Here is a 19,401-nt window from a genome sequence, read left to right as displayed (position 1 = left end):
AGATTTTTTTCTGACAATATTTTATACTAAAGTGGAATGTTGGGGAGGGATTCTAAATGAATGATTTTGAACAAAATGTTCAAAGTAAACGCAATGACGCTATTGATTCAGGGGTAGGATTTATCGTCTCATTTGGTTTTTTCGCAACACTTTTCATTATTGCAACTGTTATTAAATTCATCGGTTCTTAAAGGCTGCCATTTCATGGCAGTCTTCTCTTTTTCATCTATTATGTATTTCATCATATGTGATTTTACTTTTAAAGGTTCCGGTTTCCCCTTTAAAAACATAGGAAATAGCACCTTGTTTATCTGTTCGCCATATTTCAGTACCCATCTTCTCAAAACGCTCTATCACCTCCTTATCCGGATGTCCATACCTATTCCGTTCTCCCACAGAAACAATCGCTATACTAGGCTGTATAAGCCTCAAAAAAGGTGCTGTAGATGACGTTTTACTCCCATGATGCGCAACTTTTAAAACATCCGCCCGTAAATATGGATATGTCGATGCTAAAAGTTCCTCTCCCTCTTCTTCTAAATCACCTGTAAACAGCCATGTTAATCCTCCTAATTTGGCCCATATTACAATTGAAGAGTTATTTTCACTTTTTTCTTTCCCTTTCGGAGCTAGTATAAAAAATTCCGCTCCATTTATACTCCAACACTCCCCTTCTTCCACTATACTTATTTTCACTTCTTTTTCTAATGCCTTTTTCTTTAACACCTTTTCTAATACTGTCTCTTGTTTCTTTTGACCAAATACAACTTCTTTTACAGTTATATACGATAATAAATCCGATGCGGCACCTATATGATCCGCATCTCCATGCGTTATGATTAATTTATCAATTGTTTTCACACCTTCCTTTTGCAAAAAAGGAACAAGAATATCGTGACCAACAGAAAATTCATGCTTTTCCCGTTGCCATTCTTCTTTATTTATCCGAAGTGTTCCACCTGTATCAATAAGATAAACCCCTTTATCATATGGAAGTCGAATTAATATTGCATCACCTTGTCCAACATCAATAAATGTCACACTCCCACTCTCGCGAAAATACGGGTATACATAATGACACGTGCTAATAAAAAGAAAGCCACTCATGACTATGAACACAATTTTTTTCGGCATCCCTCTTTCCAAGACGATCAATATACTAATAATTATCACACAATATACAACTATAAGAAGTATGGGTGTTTGCCCGAAAACTAGGCGGGTAAACGGTAAGCTTTCACAGTAACTTAGTAAATTATTAGAAATAATTAAACCTACTGACAGTACATTCGCAAGTCCTTTTGCGAGAAATGGGATAATTGGTATAAATACCAGAATAATAATACTACATGGTAATACAATTATAGATAAAAATGGAACGTATATGAAGTTGAGGAAAATACTATATGGAGAAAAATAACCAAAATGATATAACAAAATCGGGGTACTAACGAGCTGCGAGATAATAGAAATATAAATAGCATTTCGAATTACTCCATTACTATGCCTTAGTAGTATCGGAGCAGATAAAATTAAAGCGAAACTACCTACAAATGAAAATTGAAATCCTATATTAAAAACAAGATATGGGTCGTATATAAGCATACATATAGCCGTTATACTTAAGGCATCTAAACTAGATAAGCGAACAGAACAAATGAAAGCAACCAACAATAAAACACCTGTTATAGAAGCTCTTATAACAGACGGTGATGCGCCTGCTATAATCATGTACACTGGAATACAAACAATTAGAAATACTGTCGCCATCTCCTTCGTCACACCACTTCTCAGTAAAACAAAGTAAACTATCACCATTAACAGAACAATATGCGACCCTGAAATCGCCAATAAATGCACAAGACCAAATTGCTGATACTGTTCTTCAACTTCAAACGTCATTTGTTGTCGGTCACCAAATAATAATGCATTCATAAAAGCACCTGATTGCTCTGGAAACATTTCTGTAACTTTAAAGATTATGTGCTGCCTATAAAAAAGAATCCATTGCACAAATGATAATGATGTTTTTTGGCACTCAGAAATATATGTAGCATGGAATATAAAATGAATATTTTGTTTATATAAATAATCTCGGTAATCAAAACCATGAAAATTCCGAGCAGTTTGCGGTTCTTTCCTCTCACCTTTGAATACACAGGATACTCCCGCATATAATTGTTGTAATTGTTTCTTTTCCAAGGCTGATTTCATTTTGTAACTTAACTGCACTGTATTTTTATTCTGATCTTCAAATTGAAAAGATAGGCGATCCCCATTAATAAGAGGTGTATTTTGTATCACCCCTCTTGTAGCTTCATAGGGCTCCCCTAGAGGCTTATTTTGTCCTTGAACATACGAAGTGTACATAGCACCACTAAAACACGCTATCATACAAAAAATGAAGGTTTTATGCGAAGTACGATATAAACAGAAGAAAACATATAAAACGAAACAACAAGCAATCCATAAAAATGACAAGGAAAAGGCGATTGCAATCCCCATTATAAAAGAGATTGCAATATAGCCCCATTGTTCATGCAACTTATACTCACTCCTTATAGCATCATTTTTGCTTTCGTGAATACATGTTGTAATTCTTCCATTGATAAATTATCTTTTTCGAAAGACGCAAATAATTCTTTTAACTCCGTATAACGTTTTTGCTCCTCTAATGCAGCAATATCATATTCTAGTGGAACGTGCTTCACTGTTACATTCGCTTGTTCAAATAACTCTATGGCGTATGGATGATTTTTATAATCCTGCGCATAATAAACCGCTGTAATACCACTTTGAATAATTGCCTTACAACATTGTAAACAAGGGAAATGCGTAACGTAAATTTCTGCTTCCTCTGTTTTCGCACCAAACTTGGCACATTGTAATAAAGCATTCATTTCTGCATGAATTGTACGAACACAATGATTATCAATGACATAGCATCCATCATCGATACAATGCACCCCACCTTTAATTGAACCATTATAGCCGCCAGCAATAATCCGCTTGTCACGAACGATTGTTGCCCCTACTGCAAGTCTTGTACATGTACTACGTAAAGATAACAAATGACTTTGCGTCATAAAATATTGATCCCACGAAATTCGTTCCATATTTTTCACCTTCTTTTTTGTCTACTTGTAGTGTAGCGAATGAAGAAAAACTTCGTCAATCTTTTACGGAATAATAATTTGATCTTTTATTTTTTCCAAAGACTTCACACCAATCCCATCAATCTCTAATAAATCTTCTATTTTCTGAAACGGACCATGTTCCTCTCGATATTTCAAAATACTTTCCGCTTTTCGAGAGCCAATGCCTGTGATTTTTTCAAGTTGCTCTTTAGAAGCTGCATTTATTTGAACTTTCCCTTCCCCCTTTGAAGAGGTAGCCACATCTTGCACTTGCTCATTTTTATTGGGTACATAAAGAATCATTTGGTCTTGTACAATTTGTGCTAAATTCACCTTCTTTATATCTGCCTCGGGCAAAAAACCACCCGCCTTTTCAACCGCATCCTTGAATCGATCTCCTTCTTTCATTTCATACACCCCCTCTTTAACAACGGCCCCTTTCATGTCAATTAGTATTTTTTTCTGTTCCTTTGCATCTAATATTTTCGGTTTACTTTTTTTCTCTACATCTTTCGCCTGAACATCCGTTGCAATGACCAATCGCTCTGTATGCTGGTTTGTTTTCCAGAAAAAAAGAAAAAGTACAGTTACAATAATAGCTACTAACCCCAACCATTTTTTCGGAAAATCCCACATCATTTTACACCTCTAATCATAAATTTATAACATCATTCATATTGTTTAGGAGAAAGCTGTTACGAAGGAGGGATGAAACATTGAACATAGGAATTATAGGGACAGGAAACATGGGGAATATACTAATCGATGCATTTTTAGAGACCCGTGCTGTCAAACCTTCGTGCCTTACAATCATTAATCGGACGCCTGCCAAAGCATATCATATAAAGGAAAAATACCCTTCTATTCATATAGCCAAAACAATCCCAGAAGTACTCGAACAATCACAACTTATTTTTATTTGCGTTAAACCGAAAGATATATACCCTATCCTACAAAAATATGCTGAATATTTTTCTGATGAAAAGTGCTTAGTTTCTATCACAAGTCCAATATCTCCATCACAATTAGAGACACTTGTACCTTGCCACGTCGCACGTATCATTCCGAGCATTACAAACCGCGCCCTATCTGGCGCATCATTATTTACATTTGGAAGTAAATGCTCTGAAGAGTGGCAACAAAAACTACTTCGGCTATTCAAAAAAATTTCTACTCCACTTGTAATAGAAGAAGATATAACGCGCGTTTCATCTGATATAGCAAGCTGCGGCCCTGCATTCTTTAGTTATTTATTACAATGTTTCATTAACGCTGCTGTAGATAAAACAAATATTACACATGAAGAAGCTACTACTTTAGTAAGTGAAATGGTCGTTGGAATGGGGAAATTACTTGAAAAAGAGATTTTCACATTACCTACCTTACAAGAAAAGGTATGTGTCAAAGGCGGCGTTACAGGAGAAGGTATTCTAGTTTTAGAAGAACATGTTGGAGATATGTTTCATAAATTAATCGAACGGACACACGAGAAGTTTGATGAAGATTTAAAATACGTTGATCAGCAATTCAATAAACACACATAATAAATACGCCATCGCCATTCCAAATCCTTTTTATTAATACGTATCTTTTTTATGCTACATTTTCACTAAAACTAGCATTTTTGTACTTTACATGTATCATCTTTTTAATATTCTAGAAATAAAATCAAATCTTTTCTAAAAAACAAAAGCAACCTTATCGGTTGCTTTTGTTTTATCCATTCTTCTTCGCCATAAAAAAGATGCGCTCTGTTTGTTCTGTCACTTCAATTCGTTCAAAGTCTCCTGTGACGCGAAGCACTGTAAATCCAGCCTCTTCAAGCCATTTCGTTAATTCTTCAACCGGATATGCTCGTTGCACGTGACATTCATCAAAACGATGATATACATCTTCTTCTGGATCTTGTACAAAGAATGTCAAATCATGTTCCACACTATTGGATTCTTCTCCAGGGAAACAGTTCCAAATAAGTGATATTTCCTCGCCATTCACTGTATATGTTTCATTTTGAAATACGTGATGTATTTTATATAAAGAGTGTACGTCGAATAAAAACAAGCCATCTTGACGTAAATGATGGAAGACTCTTCTAAACGTTTCTTGCACTCCATCTTCTTGCAATACATAGTTTAACGAATCACAAAAGATTGTTACACAATCAAATTCACCAGGAACATCAAGTTCTCTCATATCTTGTTGGTAAAAAGGAAGAAAATAACCTTCTCCTCCTAATTTCTGCTGTGCGACAGTTAACATTTCTTCTGAAAGATCGACACCAGTTAAATCATAACCTTTTCGCATAAGCGGTAGTGTTACGTTACCAGTTCCACATGCTACATCAAGAATTTTTGCCTCTTTCATGCCCGCATGCTGCAAACTTTCCTCTGTGAACTCTACCCATTTATCATACGGGACATCATTCATCAGTTCGTCATACAGTAATGCAAATTGTTCGTATTTCATTGATCTAACTCTTCAGTAATATCTTCACGTGGTACATCGCCCCATAGACGCTCTAAATTGTAGTGATCACGCTCATCTTTATGGAATACATGAGCAACCACATCACCAAGGTCTACTAATACCCAACGAGCCTCATCAAAACCTTCCATACGTTGTACATTAATTTCGAATTCATGCGCCTTCGCTTTAATTTCACGCGCAATTGCTTGCACCTGTTTATCAGAGTTTCCGTGACAAATAATGAAATAGTCTGCAATTGGTGAAATCCCTTGCATATTTAGTACAACCATATCTTCTGCTCTCTTATCATCAGCTGCTTTTGCTGCTAATACTAATAAATCTTTATCTTTCATTTAATAATTTCCTCCTTGATAACTGCATTGTATGTTTGGAATGTTAATGGATAAATCGTTTGATCTTTTTCCATTAAAAATTGAATTGTTCGCTTTAAAGCAAACAGTAACGCTTGATTTATATCTTTATATGCGAGTTTTCTCGCTTCTTCTACACCAGGAAACTTACGCCCCGGCTCAATGTAATCTGCTACATAAATCACTTTATCTAACATCGTCATTTTCTCATGACCACTTGTATGGTATGTAATAGCTTGCAAAATTTCAGGATCCGTAATGCCTACTTCTTTTTCTACTAAGTATGCCCCAACAGGTGCATGCCATAACTCTTTGTTATAGTGAAGTAGATCCTTCGGCAAACCTTCCCTCTTAATAATCTCTTCCATTTCTGAAATCGCTCTACATTTTGCATAATCATGAAAGATAGCAGCTGTTTCTGCCTTTTTCTCATCTACATCATATAAACGAGCCAGTTCAATCGCTGTTTCCATTACACCTATTGTGTGTACATAACGCTTTTCATGCATTTGTTGTTTGACAATATGAAGTGCTTCCTCACGATTCATACAACCCATTCCTCTCGATATATACCTGTACTTTTTCCGGAAGTAAATATTTGCACGTTTTCTTCTCCATATACCTCTCACGTAACAAAGAAGAAGAAACTGCAAACTCTGGAATTTCCACTTTTACAATATTATAAGGCGTATGCAATGTATAACCTGGTCTCGTAACTCCAACGAAAGTTACAAGTGTAAGTAACTTTTCAATGTTATACCACTTTGGCAAATACTCAACCATATCTCCACCAATAATAAAGTGGAACTGCACATCCGGATACTTTTCCGTTAATTGTAACATAGTGTCATACGTATAAGATGGGCCTTCTCTGTTTAGCTCTTCTAAACAAATTGAAAAGTATGCTTCTTCCTCAGTCGCAAGCTCTAACATCTTTAAACGACTTTCTACACTTGTAATATTCCGCCCTTGTTTATGTGGCGGAATTTGATTTGGCAGGAACCATACTTCTTCCAAGTCCAAAGCGTGATATACTTCATTTGCAATTAGCAAATGCCCATAATGAGGCGGATCAAATGTACCGCCAATGATGCCAATTTTTCTCAAAAGAAACGCCCCTTCCTTTTACATACAGCAACTCTCTTCCTATCAATTCGAAGAGAGTTCACTGTTAATAAAAGTTCAATTGGTTTCGCTCTCTACATCATTAAGCACTAGCAATAAAAGTACCGCATGCTAATCTTTTTATCGAGGAAGCTTAATTTGTTTATTTTCTCTTGATTCTTTATATAAAACAATTGTGCTTCCAATTACTTGAACGATTTCAGCACGTGCACCTTGTGCAAGTTCTTCTGCAACTTCACGACGATCGAATTCACAATTTTGTAGCACGCTCACTTTAAATAATTCACGAACCTCTAATGCTTCTCCAATTTGTTTCACCATATTTTCATTTACGCCGCCTTTTCCAACCTGAAAAATTGGTGTTAAATGATGTGCCTGTGCACGTAAAAATCTTTTTTGTTTTCCTGTTAACATATAATTAGCCTCCAAGCTTTCTCATTACTAATTGTTTCATTCTATCAATATTTGGCACGCGTCCTGTCCACATTTCAAATGCAAGTGCTCCTTGATAAACAAACATATCAATACCATTTTGAATGATTGCACCTTGCTCTTTTGCCTCACATAAAATTTTCGTTTCAAATGGATTATAAATTATATCTGATACAATTGTTCCTTCTTTTAACGAACAAATTTGTAATGGCGTATGTTCGACATGCGGATGCATACCTCTTGTTGTCGTCTGAATGATAATATCATAATTCCCTTGTTCTTCTGTCGCTTTTTCTAACGATAAAGCAACAGAATGAACATCAGCCGCACATGCAGCAATAAGTTCTTTCGCCTTATCGACTGTACGATTTGCTACATCAATTTCTTTCACACCTACATCAGCAAGAGAAAAATAAATAGCTCGGCTAGCACCACCAGCGCCAAGTAATAAAATACGTTTCTCTTGAAGTGGTTCACTACTAATTGACTGTAAGGCTCGGACAAAACCGATTCCATCTGTATTGTAGCCAATTAATTTTCCATCCTTATGAACCACTGTATTTACTGCACCAATTTGCCTTGCTAGTGGGTCAATCTCATCCAAATAATCCATAATAGCAACTTTGTGCGGAGTTGTTACATTAAATCCTGAAATACCTAACGCTTTTAAACCTCTTACTGCTTCCCCTAGCCCTTCTTCTACAAGAAACGCATGATAATGGGCATCCATATTCAAGTGTTCAAATGCATCGTTATGCATAACAGGCGATAATGAATGTCCAATTGGATTTCCGATTACACCATATAATTGTTTCATAAATCCCTCTCCATATTAAATTAAAGATTTACGCAATGAAACACTTACTCCTTTTGGTACGTGAGCAACAATTTTTGCTCCTGATTCGTTTACAGTAACCCATCCTAATCCAGAGAATACAACGTCCGTTTTCGGTTCACGAATATTAAACTCGTATTTCACCAGCTCAGGCATATTTTCTAATTCTTCTGGTGTTGGCGGGCTTAGTAAATCTCCGGCATGATTTTTATACAATTCATCTGCTTTCTCAAGCTTTGTACGATGAATTGTTAAACGATTTGAGAAGTGACAAGTAAACGCACGACGACCACCACTTACATAATCAAAGCGTGCCAATCCACTAAAGAATAATGTTTGTTCCTCATTTAATTGGAATACCATCGGCTTAATTTCTTTTGTTGGTGTAATAAGCTTTAAGCTTTCCTTTCCAACATAATGAGCCATTTGATGGTGGTTAATAATACCTGGCGTATCATATAAAGAAGATTCTTCGTCTAATGGAATATCAATTAAGTCAAGTGTTGTTCCTGGGAAATGAGATGTTGTAATTACATTTTCAGTCTCATCACTAAATTCTTTAATCATACGATTAATAAATGTAGATTTTCCTACATTCGTACATCCAACAACGTAAACATCTTTGCCGTCGCGATAATACTCAATAGCATCCGCTAATTCAGCAATCCCTTGTCCCTTCGCTGCACTAATTAAAAAGACATCCTCTGGCTTTAATCCTAACTGCTTTGCACTATAGCGCATCCAATGCTTTACTTTATCATGTTTTACTGACTTAGGAATTAAATCCGCCTTATTTCCTACAAGTAATACTTTATTATTTCCTACGAAACGATGTAAGCCAGGTAACCAGCTACCATTAAAATCAAAAATATCTACAATCTTGACTACTAATGCATCTGACCTTCCAATTCCATTTAGAATGCGTAGGAAGTCATCATCTGTTAGCGATACATCTTGAATTTCATTGTAATGTTTCAAGCGAAAACAGCGTTGACAAATCACTTGCTCTTTTTCTAAAGATGAGGCAGGCGCATACCCAACTTCATTTTTATTTTCTGTTTGAATTTCTACACCGCAACCAATACATTTAATTGTTTCAGTCAAACTTTATTCCTCCCAGTTAATTAAACCTTTTTTCTTCATATTTTTCATAATTCTTCGTTCAATTTTTCGATTAAAGCGAGTCACCAATCCATCCGTTTGCGCTACTGGCACAACTAAGATTGTATGAAGTCCTACACGATTTCCACCAAGCACATCTGTAAGCAACTGATCCCCAATTACTACAACTTCATCCGGCTGCAGGTGCATCTCTTGTATCGCACGCTTAAATGCACGAACAAATGGTTTACGTGCACTATGAATAAATGGAATATTTAATGGATCAGCAAAGTCTTTCACACGTTGCTCATTATTATTCGAAACGACCGTTACTTGAATGCCTTGCTCTTTCATTTTTAAAAACCACTCTTCAAGTTGCGGCGTTGCATTTGGACGATCCCATTCAATTAACGTGTTATCTAAATCAGTAATAACTCCTTTAATTCCACGTTTTTTCAAATCTTCTGGTTGAACATGATATACATTTTTCACATATTCATTTGGTAAAAATAATTTCAATTTCTTTCACCTCTTTGAGGATTTTTCATAAAATTTTTCGACAACATTTTTCGATATACAACCTGTGGATAAAATTGTACACACTTTCCACATTAATTTTTCAGTCAATTTGGAATTTACTAACAATCTATACACAATTTATCCACTGTGGTATGTGGATAACCACTTGTTTGTGACTGTCATATTTTTTTGGTACATTAAATGCAACAACGAATCAATCCTTATATTATTAGGAGGTGACTCACCTTGAAAACAAAACATATGGAACAGTTATCTACTGAGTTACTCACTGAGTCTTATTATAAAGCAAAAGAACTAAAATTAAATCCCGACTTCATTTTACTTATAAAACAAGAAATTATTAGACGCTCATTAGAGGACAAGCTTGCCAAATCTTCTTGAGTACATATAGATTACTAATAACCTGTAAAAAGAGCCATCCTACGATGGCTCTCGAATAAACAAGTACTCCCATCTAGGGGATTTCATCATTAAGCATCTTTGTCCATAACTCTTATTTACGATTATAAAATCTTCTCTTTACTTGTGAGTTAATCGAGTAGCAATTTTTTCACCGAGACGAAGTTCTTGTCCGCTCTTCAAATTCTGCACTACTTCTATCATATCTTTTTCAAACAATAATACAACTGTTGAACCAAATGTAAAGTATGCCATTTCTTCACCTTTTTGAACAGTACTTCTTTCATGCAAAAGCTCAATACTATTAACAAACATAGCTCCTACTTTTACAAGTGCCATATGTTCGCCGTCACTATTCACTTCTGTAACAGAACGATAATTTTTTGACAGTGGTTCTTTACCGTATTCCATACCAGCTGCATTTACCGGATATGATTTTCTACCGAGTACAAATCTTTCAGTCACAGCCCCAGAAAGTGGACTATGAATGCGATGATAATGACTTGGACTCAAATAAATGACCATGTATGTACCGCCTGCATATCGCTTTGCACGTTCTTCATTACCTAGCATATCCACAATTGAATAACGCTTACCTTTAATATCAAATGTTTTTGTATCCTCAATAGGACCGTGGTCAGCAAAAACACCATCAACAGGGCTAACGATACTCGATGTATCTGTATCAATACTACGCTTTCCTTCTTTTAGCCTACGCGTAAATAAGTCATGCAATGTTCTATATTCCTTCAAACCCTTTTCCATCTCATCTTGATTAATTTGAAAAACTTTCGCATATGATGGAATTATGATGGAGCTCAAACGAGATTGTGCAAATTTACGTAATATATAAGAAGTAAAGCGACCATTTGTAAGTTCTATCATAAGTCGATATAATGTACGTCGCAAATTGCGAAACCTCCTAACCAGTCTATAACTTTAGTTTTCCCTTATTTTCTTTCTATATCATATGTAAAACTGGTTCTTATTCCCACATATCATATAGAACTGTTCATTATGCAAATCGAAAACTAAGTTAAGTATGGTATTATTCTTAAATTGTTTAGCACCCTCTAATATTACAGATAGAATCCGTCATTTTCAACAGTGAACATGTATTTCTTCTTAATACAACTCGTTTTCTTTCCTTATTTACAAAAAGAAAAGCAGCCCATTTTAAAATTTGGCTGCTTGCAATGCACATTATTCTTTCGCTTTTTTCTCTTTCTCTGCTCTTACAAATTCATGGAACATTTTCATTAACGCACGCTTTTCAATTCTTGATACGTAGCTCCTTGAAATACCAAGTGCCTTCGCAATCTCCCGCTGCGTTTTCTCCTTATCAAGCCCAAGTCCAAAACGCTTTACGATAACTTCTTTCTCTCGTTCGTCTAAAATATCGATATACTCTTTAATCTTTTCTAACTCCATACTAAGCTGAATCATATCAATTACATCTTCAGACTCAGATTTTAATATATCAATAAGCGATATTTCATTCCCCTCTTTATCTTGCCCGATCGGATCATGAAGTGAAACGTCTTTTTTCGTTTTCTTTAGTACACGTAAATGCATCAAAATTTCGTTTTCAATACAGCGTGCTGCATACGTCGCAAGCTTTGTTCCTTTCCCTGCTGAATAACTCTCAATTGCTTTAATGAGCCCAATTGTACCAATTGAAATTAAATCTTCTGCATCTTCTCCTGTGTTTTCAAATTTTTTAACGATATGAGCTACAAGCCGTAAATTATGTTCAATTAAAAGATTTCTCGCTTGAGCATCACCTTGCTCCATTAACTCTAAGTACTTTCTCTCATCATCTGATGATAACGGCTGCGGGAACGCATTATTCTTCACATAAGAAACAAAGACAAACACTTCTCGAACCATATATCCAATTGCGGCGAATAGACTCAAACCTTTCACCTCCGCCAAAATAGTGGTCTTTATTATGTGTATGTGGGCGTGAGGTTGTTTGTGTCTGTACGATATCATTCCAATATGTTTTTACACATAATATTTGTCTCAAAAAGCTTTGCTACATATACTTAAACAACAGATTGGAGAGTGGAATATGAAACATTTCATTACCCTCTTGTTCATAAGTAGCTTGTAAGAGATGAACTCCTTGTACGCTCTTGCAAGCTACTTGTACTACAAGGAGTGATTATACAAATATGAAATTTGAAAGAACACGTGCTTATACAAGGCACCAACGTCAGCGTACGATGCGCCGAAAGATGATTATCGTAAAACATGCATGAGGACATACACCTAAAACAGCTGGTATTTTTGCAAAAAGAAAAATTCACTGTTCCTGTGGAATGTGCACAACAAAGTGGAGAACAGAAGGACCACCTGCTAGTGTACAAAAGTGGTTATACAAAATCGATATATACGAAGAATAAATCGTTATTTCTAAAAAAAGGTCTTCTCTCGAAGACCTTTTCCTTATTCACTCCAAATTTTCTCCCCAGTATGCGCATCAATATAACGAATTTCTCGACTACAATCGAAGGATTCTTTATGATTTTCATCCGTTGTTTGTTTATACAGTAGTACGTAGTTCGTTTCCTCTACATCATTTTCTAAAAACCATTCTAAATTCACTCGCATGGCCCCTCTGTATATTTCTAGCACTTTTTCTTTTGTTATTTTTATTGTTGTTTCATATGTAAGTAATTCTTTTATAAAGTTGCTAGACTCTCCGGAGTAGTGCATCACAGCACCATTTTCTGCATTGATATTGACTCTAAATTGGTTATACTCTGCTGGAATACCATTCACATATACGGAAAAGGTAAACCTTTCAATCCCATCTTCTGCTTCTTCACGTTCTTCCCAAAGACGTAGATATTGTGTGACATCTGGAATAACTTGTTCCAAAAATTGAAGTGCTTTTTGTATGCATTCCTCTCTAGACAGTATTTGCTTTACTTCATTATCGTCTGTCAGTTTTATAAAACCAGTTAATTCATTGGTAGATTTATCAATCATAATGCCAACAAAATTATTATATTTTAACATCGGTAAATGCTTTTTAAAAAATTCATTCATTAAATATGGATTCTTTTCTTCTTTCTGTTTCTGTAATTCCTCTTTCGGAACAAATTTCATCCTTATTTCATAATCATTTTCCTTCTCAGCAACTTTTGTAAAATTTTCTTTATCCCAATCAAACAAATCGAATATATCATCTTGTCGAATACCTTTTTTCGGGTTTTCAACAGCTACAGTTAGAGGCAATTTATAATGATCTGTTCCAAACAAATCTTTACCTGTACTTGCATCAATAAACGCATGACTAGGTTCTGGTTCATATACAAGATGATACCCTTTTACTTCCTCACCATTTTCATATTTACATGAAGAATGTGTTAAATCTACAAATACAAGTCTCATATCTTGTCTAGCTTTCAGATTTTCTAAAACGACGTTCTCCTCAACAATTTCACTTGGCCATAACGGTTTTTTCTCAATAGCTTTTTGTCCATTATAACGAAAATGTACAACATTGCCTGAAGGATGAACTCGCACAACACACCCTGCATTCGGTAATGGGTAGCCATTCACTTCTTGCATATAATTTACTTCTTTCCACCCACGCCTGTCATCCTTAACCGTTATATATGTATAAAACTCATATCCTTCTTTTGTATATTTTTTTAAGAATGCATTTGCAATCTCTCTTGCTTTATTCTCATCTATCGCTTCCTTACCACTCGAAAAATAAATTTCATCATCTATACTAAATTCAATTAAATTACCAGTATGTCTATTCAACGTAATTTGTATCGTTCTCTCCTCATCCTCTTTATGCTCCCACCATACTAGATGATATGGGTCATCCACACCTTCTTGATCATCTACAACAAGCCTATATTCATCTGGAATGTCAATCATATGAGCCACTTGCTCTTTTCTTTCTTTATCTTTTTGATTCATCATACCTCTCCTTGCGTTACAATTTAAGGTAATTATAACAAACAAATCCAAAACTTATTAATAAAAAAAGACTAGAGAAATCTCTAGTCTTTTACTTCGTTTCACGATGTAACGTTACTCGCTTTAATCGTGGACAATATTTTTTTAGTTCGATGCGCTCGGGATTGTTTCGTTTATTTTTTTTAGAAATGTAATTACGATCACCGCACTCCGTACAAGCTAATGTAATATTTACACGCATATGTAATTCTCCTCTCTTTCAAAGATTGCAACTAAAACGTAATGATTACGATTTATATATTATATAACTTCATTCTATTTGTCAATCACACAACAAAAGGATTCTAAATAGAACCCTTTTGTTTTTAGTAATCTATCATTTTGATTAAAACGATTCGTATGTAACGAACTCGCTAATTGGCTTTCGATATCCTCTAGGACGAATTTTAGTAGTATCACTTTTCCCTATCGTAACCATTAAAACAGGTACTATATGCCCTGGCATATTCAACTCATTTTGTACTGCTTTTTCATCAAAACCAATCATTGGACACGTATCATAGCCGTAATATTTAGCAGCGTACATAAAAGTCATTGCGCTTAACGAAGCATTTCTAATCGCTTCCTCTTCCATGAAGCGCTCTCCTTTTCTTTCATATAACCCTTTCGTTTGCCTAATTGTATCTTCATATTCACATTCATCAATCATTTTTAAAACCTTCATACCAAAATAAATATTTTCAACATTTTGATACGCTCTCTTATCACCACAAACAAGCACTACAGCAGATGCACTCGCTACTTTATATTGTCCGAAAGCTAATTCTTTTAATTTTTCTTTTCGCTCTTGATCACGAATTACGACATAATGTGCATGTTGCAAATTATAACAAGAGGGGGAAAGCTTTGTTAACTCAAATATTTTTTTAAAATCCTCATCAGGGATTTCTATGCCTTGTATAAATTTCATTGCGGAACGCCTAGCAGTTGCCAATTCTTCAAAGTTCAACATATATCCTCCTTAATAACTATAAATTTAAATATACATTAATTTATACAAATGAATAAATCAAATTAAAACACTTTAAATTACAGATAATAATTATGATTTACAAAAAAAAAGACAAAAAGCTGAAACAATTAGTTCATACGAAATTCACATGAATCTATTACTATAGAAGTTGTACATAGTGAATTTATTAACAATCACGTTTACTCATATAGAATCTCACTCGAAAGGAGTTGAAAGTATGAAAACTAAATATCGTTTTATGATCTCATCATTTGCTGCTTGCGCTTATATGATTTGGTATTTAGTATAAATAACAACCTCACTTGTAAATAGGAAAAGGTGTGTATATAAATGGAATATAATCAATCAACAGTTAACTACTGGAAAGCTTTTGTATTACCGTATACATTTGCTTTAGAAGAGTTAAAAACAAAATTTGAAATTATGAACCGGGAAGCTCAATTTTTAGAGGATTACAACCCGTTTGAACATATAAAAACTAGACTAAAACAACCTGAAAGTATTATAAAAAAGCTAGAGCGAAAAAATTTATTGCCAACAATTGAAAATGCTCAAACAAATTTGCAAGATATCATTGGTATTCGTATTACATGTTGCTTCGTAGAAGACATCTATCATTTAAAAGAAGTAATTCAAAAGCGTGAGGATATGGAAGTCATAGAAGTAAAAGATTATATCGCTAACCCAAAAGGAAACGGATATAAAAGTTTACACATGATTATTAAGTATCCCTTATCACTAAATTCTGGTACAAAAGATGTATTTGCAGAAATTCAGTTACGTACACTTGCAATGGACTTTTGGGCAAGTTTAGAACATAAACTTTATTATAAATATGAAGGAAATATACCTGAATATTTAAAAGATGAACTACATGATGCAGCAATGAAAGCTGAAGATCTTGATAATAAAATGGCAACCATTCGCCAAGATATTGATGACATTGAAGCATGCTCAAATCAAATTCTGTTACCACTATAAAAAAGGTTCTCTTCAAGGAGAACCTTTTTTATTTCTTCTCTATCGTGCGGACCTCTTCGATCTTCCAGGTCTCATCTTCTTTTCCAAGCGCATACTGTACTTTCTTTTGAATAGCAATTTCCCCATCTAATTCTTTTTCCTTTGTTTCAACAATGATATATCCTGCTTTACTAGCTTTCATATCTATATGTTCCAATTCAATTTTTTTATTTCCCTTTTGAAAAGCTGCTTCTTTTTGTGTTTTTAAGTCTTCGGCACTAGGTAGCTTCTTTGAAAATAACTCCATATGTTCAGCAAATTTTCGTTCATTCGTCGTCCGTACAAATGCCTCAATAACATCTTGAATAGACTGTTCTTCCTCTTTCGTTATCTGTACTTTTTCTTCAGTTTTTTTCGTAGTAGGTTTTTGTTCTATATTATTCTCTTGAGGTTGACATCCAACTAGCAATAATACAAAGAATAGAAGAAAACTTAAATTCCGTAAAAAAAATCTCATCTGTCCATCTCCTAAAAAGAAAAGTGAGGCATTTTGCCTCACTTTCGTTCATAATTAGCGTCTTCCTTTATTCGGGTCGCCACCGCCAACAATATCAAAGACACGTTTCGCTATATTTGTATTCTCTTGAACACCGGAGAATAAGTATTTACCTGGTCCAAATGCATATACGTTTACATCTTCACCTGTATGTCCACCTGTTGTCCACCCTGTAACCGAACGCTTATTGAAGATATCTTCAATCGCATTATCAATCTTCGTTACATCTTTTGATGGAGCTATATCATTTACAGCTTTAATTTCTTCTGGTGTTAATTGTAAATCGATATATTTTTTCAATGTTTCTTCCACATTTGCACCTTTTGCAATCTCATTTGCCATAAAGTCTGGTGTACGTTTTGCAGCTTTAATTGGATCTACTTTAAAGTTGTACTCACCATTCGCACCTAGAGATAATCCACCTGTAGCGTGGTCTGCGGTTGCAACGACTAACGTATTTTTATCTTTTTTCGCAAACTCAATCGCTGCTTTAAATGCTTTTTCAAAGTCCTCCATTTCACTCATTGCACCGACAATATCATTATCATGCCCAGCCCAGTCGATTTGACTTCCTTCAACCATTAAGAAGAAACCATCTTTGTTTTTGTTTAAACGTTCAATTGCTGCATTCGTCATTTCTTCTAGTGAAGGTGTTTTCTCATTGCGATCAATCATTTTATCTAAACCGCCTGGTGCAAATAAACCAAGGATTTGATCATTTTTATCATTTAACAATTGATCTCGATCTGTTACGTAGCTATAACCAGATTTCTTAAACTCTTCTGTAAGATTACGATCTTTTCTAACAAAGTTCTTTACACCGCCGCCAAGCATAACATCAACTTTATGCTTCCCTTTAATTTTTTCATCAAAATAATCATTTGCAATTGCGTCCATATTTTTACGGCTAATATCATGAGCACCGAAAGCAGCTGGTGTTGCATGTGTAATTTCAGAAGTCGCAACAAGTCCCGTTGATTTCCCTTTTTCTTTCGCTTGTTCAAGAACAGTTTTCACTTCTGCTTTATCATTATCAACCGCAATTGCCGCATTATATGTTTTAATCCCTGCTGACATAGCTGTTGCCGCTGATGCAGAGTCTGTAATATTTTCATGTTCATCTTCCGGATATGTTTTTTGTGTTCCTACAAGATGCTTATCAAATTCTGTAGATTCCATCTCGAATGTTTTTGGATTATCCTTCATATAACGATGAGCCGTCATATATGAAGGACCCATGCCATCTCCAATTAACACAATAACATTTTTAATCTTTGCATTGTTTCCGCTCTCATCTGCATTAACCTCACTAGAACGTGTAAAATTCCATGTTGCTACCGAAGTAACTGCTAACGACGCCACAACTGCAAATGGCCATGCTTTTTTTACAAACTTTTTCACTGTCTTGTCCCCCTAATTAGGTTATTCATTTCCCACTATCAAATTTAATAGAAGACTGTTAAGGGAAAATTAGTTATATGTAAATTTTTTGTTAACTTATGTAAATATCAGTTATAATTTGTATAAGTTTGTCTTTTCATATCAAGCATCGTTCCCTTTACAATCTAAATATAAACAAGTTGGATTTCCTTTAACGTAAACCTCTTATTTTACATTTCGAATCTATTTTTATGAAAACAAATAGAAATGTGGTGTACTTTTATGAAAATAGTAAAGCTAAATGAATCTTTCATTTTTGAATTACTCAATCTTTGCAAATCTGTTGGATGGTTACAAGATGAAATCTTTATGAAAAAACAATTCAAAATGTACCTCTCTATTGGCACACTTGTAGGTTATATTCATGAAAATAAACTCATTGCAACTGGAGGTGTATTTCCCTTTACAAGTAGCTTTTCTTCCATTGGCATGTTAATCGTTCATCCTCATTTTCAAGGACGAGGAATTGGACGTATGTTACTAGATAGCTGTTTGAAACACGCTCACTCAAAACAACCAATTGCACTTATTGCAACAAAAGCTGGCGAGCCCTTATACACATCATGCGGATTTCAAACAGTAACGACGATACATCGTTTTGAAAAACAAACTACTAAGACGAATACCGTTCAAACACAACAAGTGAAAGAAAAAGACCTTATCTCTATTACCTCTCTCGATGAAATTGTAACTGGTGCCAATCGCTCTCTACTCTACTCATTATTATTACCAAGAGCTGTACACTCTTTTAAAATTGAGAGAAATAACTGTATAGAAGCTTTTTCCTTCTGTATACAGAAAGGGAATATTTTATGTATCAATCCACTTATCGCAAAACAAGAGGAAGATGCTATTCGATTATTAAAAAAGATTTGTGAGTGTTGGCATGGTATCGTACGAATTGATGTCCCGCATTCACAATTTACATTTCGTAAATTTCTTCAAACAGACAATTTCCAAGAAACGCTCCTTTCACCTCTTATGATAAAAAATGGTAGCCAACTTCCTGGAAATCGTAATATGCTATTTGCTGTGATAGATACAGCATTATGTTAGAAAGG

23 protein-coding genes and 1 pseudogene are annotated in these 19,401 nt (G+C 34.8%); 6 read left to right on the top strand and 18 right to left on the bottom strand.

Going from position 1 to position 19,401, the window contains the following annotated elements:
- Positions 1–56 precede the first annotated feature (56 nt).
- Positions 57–191, top strand: coding sequence for a YqzM family protein (locus JDS81_RS01955; RefSeq protein ID WP_000997609.1), 135 nt, complete (start codon positions 57–59; stop codon positions 189–191).
- Between the two features lie 31 nt (positions 192–222).
- Here JDS81_RS01955 and JDS81_RS01950 read toward each other — a convergent pair whose 3' ends face one another.
- From JDS81_RS01950 to JDS81_RS01940, 3 genes are all read right to left on the bottom strand, one after another.
- Positions 223–2,544, bottom strand: coding sequence for a DNA internalization-related competence protein ComEC/Rec2 (locus tag JDS81_RS01950; protein ID WP_097952922.1), 2,322 nt, complete (start codon positions 2,542–2,544; stop codon positions 223–225).
- A 14-nt stretch (positions 2,545–2,558) separates the two neighbouring features.
- The gene (locus JDS81_RS01945; protein ID WP_000439772.1) at positions 2,559–3,116 is read right to left on the bottom strand and encodes a ComE operon protein 2; all 558 of its coding nucleotides are present in this window, start codon (positions 3,114–3,116) and stop codon (positions 2,559–2,561) included.
- 63 nt (positions 3,117–3,179) lie between these two features.
- Positions 3,180–3,776, bottom strand: a complete 597-nt coding sequence (locus JDS81_RS01940) for a helix-hairpin-helix domain-containing protein (protein WP_097952920.1) — start codon at positions 3,774–3,776, stop codon at positions 3,180–3,182.
- 77 nt (positions 3,777–3,853) lie between these two features.
- Here JDS81_RS01940 and comER point away from each other — a divergent pair, with 77 nt between their 5' ends.
- On the top strand, positions 3,854–4,681 hold the full coding sequence (gene comER, locus JDS81_RS01935) for a late competence protein ComER (protein WP_097952917.1): 828 nt from the start codon (positions 3,854–3,856) through the stop codon (positions 4,679–4,681).
- Positions 4,682–4,853: 172 nt separating this feature from the next.
- Here the strand turns inward: comER and JDS81_RS01930 are convergent, their stop codons facing one another.
- The 8 genes from JDS81_RS01930 to JDS81_RS01895 form a co-directional block, all read right to left on the bottom strand.
- Positions 4,854–5,603, bottom strand: coding sequence for a class I SAM-dependent methyltransferase (locus JDS81_RS01930; RefSeq protein WP_097952915.1), 750 nt, complete (start codon positions 5,601–5,603; stop codon positions 4,854–4,856).
- Complete coding sequence (gene rsfS / locus JDS81_RS01925) at positions 5,600–5,956, bottom strand: ribosome silencing factor (protein WP_000653199.1); 357 nt, start codon at positions 5,954–5,956, stop codon at positions 5,600–5,602. Before rsfS ends, JDS81_RS01930 begins: the two co-directional genes overlap by 4 nt.
- Positions 5,953–6,522, bottom strand: coding sequence for a bis(5'-nucleosyl)-tetraphosphatase (symmetrical) YqeK (yqeK, locus tag JDS81_RS01920; protein ID WP_001078252.1), 570 nt, complete (start codon positions 6,520–6,522; stop codon positions 5,953–5,955). The genes rsfS and yqeK overlap by 4 nt, the downstream gene beginning before the upstream one ends.
- A complete protein-coding gene (locus JDS81_RS01915) occupies positions 6,512–7,081 on the bottom strand; it encodes a nicotinate-nucleotide adenylyltransferase (protein WP_001226034.1) in 570 nt (189 codons plus the stop codon). Before JDS81_RS01915 ends, yqeK begins: the two co-directional genes overlap by 11 nt.
- 138 nt (positions 7,082–7,219) lie before the next feature.
- A complete protein-coding gene (gene yhbY / locus JDS81_RS01910) occupies positions 7,220–7,513 on the bottom strand; it encodes a ribosome assembly RNA-binding protein YhbY (protein WP_000955228.1) in 294 nt (97 codons plus the stop codon).
- A 4-nt stretch (positions 7,514–7,517) separates the two neighbouring features.
- Positions 7,518–8,348 (bottom strand): shikimate dehydrogenase, encoded by an 831-nt coding sequence (gene aroE / locus JDS81_RS01905; protein ID WP_000812081.1) that lies wholly within the window; start codon positions 8,346–8,348, stop codon positions 7,518–7,520.
- 15 nt (positions 8,349–8,363) lie between these two features.
- Positions 8,364–9,470 (bottom strand): ribosome biogenesis GTPase YqeH, encoded by a 1,107-nt coding sequence (yqeH, locus tag JDS81_RS01900; RefSeq protein WP_000140803.1) that lies wholly within the window; start codon positions 9,468–9,470, stop codon positions 8,364–8,366.
- Positions 9,471–9,473: 3 nt separating this feature from the next.
- On the bottom strand, positions 9,474–9,986 hold the full coding sequence (locus tag JDS81_RS01895) for a YqeG family HAD IIIA-type phosphatase (protein WP_000765312.1): 513 nt from the start codon (positions 9,984–9,986) through the stop codon (positions 9,474–9,476).
- Between the two features lie 246 nt (positions 9,987–10,232).
- Here JDS81_RS01895 and sda point away from each other — a divergent pair, with 246 nt between their 5' ends.
- Complete coding sequence (gene sda / locus JDS81_RS01890; RefSeq protein WP_000850093.1) at positions 10,233–10,388, top strand: sporulation histidine kinase inhibitor Sda; 156 nt, start codon at positions 10,233–10,235, stop codon at positions 10,386–10,388.
- Positions 10,389–10,526: 138 nt separating this feature from the next.
- Here sda and JDS81_RS01885 read toward each other — a convergent pair whose 3' ends face one another.
- The gene (locus JDS81_RS01885; RefSeq protein ID WP_001254986.1) at positions 10,527–11,315 is read right to left on the bottom strand and encodes a phosphatidylserine decarboxylase; all 789 of its coding nucleotides are present in this window, start codon (positions 11,313–11,315) and stop codon (positions 10,527–10,529) included.
- A 294-nt stretch (positions 11,316–11,609) separates the two neighbouring features.
- The gene (gene sigK / locus JDS81_RS01880; RefSeq protein ID WP_000051382.1) at positions 11,610–12,323 is read right to left on the bottom strand and encodes an RNA polymerase sporulation sigma factor SigK; all 714 of its coding nucleotides are present in this window, start codon (positions 12,321–12,323) and stop codon (positions 11,610–11,612) included.
- A gap of 260 nt (positions 12,324–12,583) precedes the next feature.
- Here sigK and JDS81_RS30250 point away from each other — a divergent pair.
- A pseudogene (locus JDS81_RS30250) lies at positions 12,584–12,814 on the top strand (hypothetical protein).
- Positions 12,815–12,857: 43 nt separating this feature from the next.
- On the opposite strand, the gene JDS81_RS01870 reads toward JDS81_RS30250, so the two are convergent.
- The 3 genes from JDS81_RS01870 to JDS81_RS01860 all read right to left on the bottom strand — a co-directional run bounded on the left by JDS81_RS01870 (position 12,858) and on the right by JDS81_RS01860 (position 15,363).
- On the bottom strand, positions 12,858–14,354 hold the full coding sequence (locus tag JDS81_RS01870; RefSeq protein ID WP_142312421.1) for a YcdB/YcdC domain-containing protein: 1,497 nt from the start codon (positions 14,352–14,354) through the stop codon (positions 12,858–12,860).
- A gap of 88 nt (positions 14,355–14,442) precedes the next feature.
- On the bottom strand, positions 14,443–14,592 hold the full coding sequence (rpmG, locus tag JDS81_RS01865; RefSeq protein WP_001265617.1) for a 50S ribosomal protein L33: 150 nt from the start codon (positions 14,590–14,592) through the stop codon (positions 14,443–14,445).
- A 144-nt stretch (positions 14,593–14,736) separates the two neighbouring features.
- A complete protein-coding gene (locus JDS81_RS01860) occupies positions 14,737–15,363 on the bottom strand; it encodes a nitroreductase family protein (RefSeq protein WP_000931468.1) in 627 nt (208 codons plus the stop codon).
- A gap of 351 nt (positions 15,364–15,714) precedes the next feature.
- On the opposite strand from JDS81_RS01860, the gene JDS81_RS01855 reads away from it, so the two are divergent.
- Positions 15,715–16,365, top strand: coding sequence for a GTP pyrophosphokinase (locus JDS81_RS01855; RefSeq protein ID WP_000456209.1), 651 nt, complete (start codon positions 15,715–15,717; stop codon positions 16,363–16,365).
- A 28-nt stretch (positions 16,366–16,393) separates the two neighbouring features.
- Here JDS81_RS01855 and JDS81_RS01850 read toward each other — a convergent pair whose 3' ends face one another.
- Together JDS81_RS01850 and JDS81_RS01845 are read right to left on the bottom strand one after the other, a co-directional pair.
- Positions 16,394–16,861: a hypothetical protein gene (locus JDS81_RS01850; protein WP_001210411.1), complete on the bottom strand. Its 468-nt coding sequence runs from the start codon at positions 16,859–16,861 to the stop codon at positions 16,394–16,396.
- A gap of 54 nt (positions 16,862–16,915) precedes the next feature.
- Positions 16,916–18,301, bottom strand: coding sequence for an alkaline phosphatase (locus tag JDS81_RS01845; RefSeq protein WP_000714919.1), 1,386 nt, complete (start codon positions 18,299–18,301; stop codon positions 16,916–16,918).
- Between the two features lie 261 nt (positions 18,302–18,562).
- Here JDS81_RS01845 and JDS81_RS01840 point away from each other — a divergent pair, with 261 nt between their 5' ends.
- The gene (locus tag JDS81_RS01840) at positions 18,563–19,396 is read left to right on the top strand and encodes a GNAT family N-acetyltransferase (RefSeq protein WP_097952911.1); all 834 of its coding nucleotides are present in this window, start codon (positions 18,563–18,565) and stop codon (positions 19,394–19,396) included.
- Positions 19,397–19,401: the final 5 nt, after the last annotated feature.

This window comes from Bacillus cereus group sp. N31 (assembly GCF_016483245.1).
Classification (GTDB): Bacteria; Bacillota; Bacilli; order Bacillales; family Bacillaceae_G; genus Bacillus_A; species Bacillus_A toyonensis.
The sequence above is the reverse complement of the archived record's forward strand: the minus strand, read 5'-3'. Positions and strand labels throughout refer to the sequence as shown.

Coding starts and splice junctions, on each gene's coding strand:
- JDS81_RS01955 (WP_000997609.1), top strand. CDS start 57: ATGAATGATTTTGAACAAAATGTTCAAAGTAAACGCAATGACGCTATT.
- JDS81_RS01945 (WP_000439772.1), bottom strand. CDS start 3,116: ATGGAACGAATTTCGTGGGATCAATATTTTATGACGCAAAGTCATTTG.
- JDS81_RS01940 (WP_097952920.1), bottom strand. CDS start 3,776: ATGATGTGGGATTTTCCGAAAAAATGGTTGGGGTTAGTAGCTATTATT.
- JDS81_RS01930 (WP_097952915.1), bottom strand. CDS start 5,603: ATGAAATACGAACAATTTGCATTACTGTATGACGAACTGATGAATGAT.
- rsfS (WP_000653199.1), bottom strand. CDS start 5,956: ATGAAAGATAAAGATTTATTAGTATTAGCAGCAAAAGCAGCTGATGAT.
- yqeK (WP_001078252.1), bottom strand. CDS start 6,522: ATGAATCGTGAGGAAGCACTTCATATTGTCAAACAACAAATGCATGAA.
- yhbY (WP_000955228.1), bottom strand. CDS start 7,513: ATGTTAACAGGAAAACAAAAAAGATTTTTACGTGCACAGGCACATCAT.
- aroE (WP_000812081.1), bottom strand. CDS start 8,348: ATGAAACAATTATATGGTGTAATCGGAAATCCAATTGGACATTCATTA.
- JDS81_RS01870 (WP_142312421.1), bottom strand. CDS start 14,354: ATGATGAATCAAAAAGATAAAGAAAGAAAAGAGCAAGTGGCTCATATG.
- rpmG (WP_001265617.1), bottom strand. CDS start 14,592: ATGCGTGTAAATATTACATTAGCTTGTACGGAGTGCGGTGATCGTAAT.
- JDS81_RS01860 (WP_000931468.1), bottom strand. CDS start 15,363: ATGTTGAACTTTGAAGAATTGGCAACTGCTAGGCGTTCCGCAATGAAA.
- JDS81_RS01855 (WP_000456209.1), top strand. CDS start 15,715: ATGGAATATAATCAATCAACAGTTAACTACTGGAAAGCTTTTGTATTA.
- JDS81_RS01850 (WP_001210411.1), bottom strand. CDS start 16,861: ATGAGATTTTTTTTACGGAATTTAAGTTTTCTTCTATTCTTTGTATTA.
- JDS81_RS01840 (WP_097952911.1), top strand. CDS start 18,563: ATGAAAATAGTAAAGCTAAATGAATCTTTCATTTTTGAATTACTCAAT.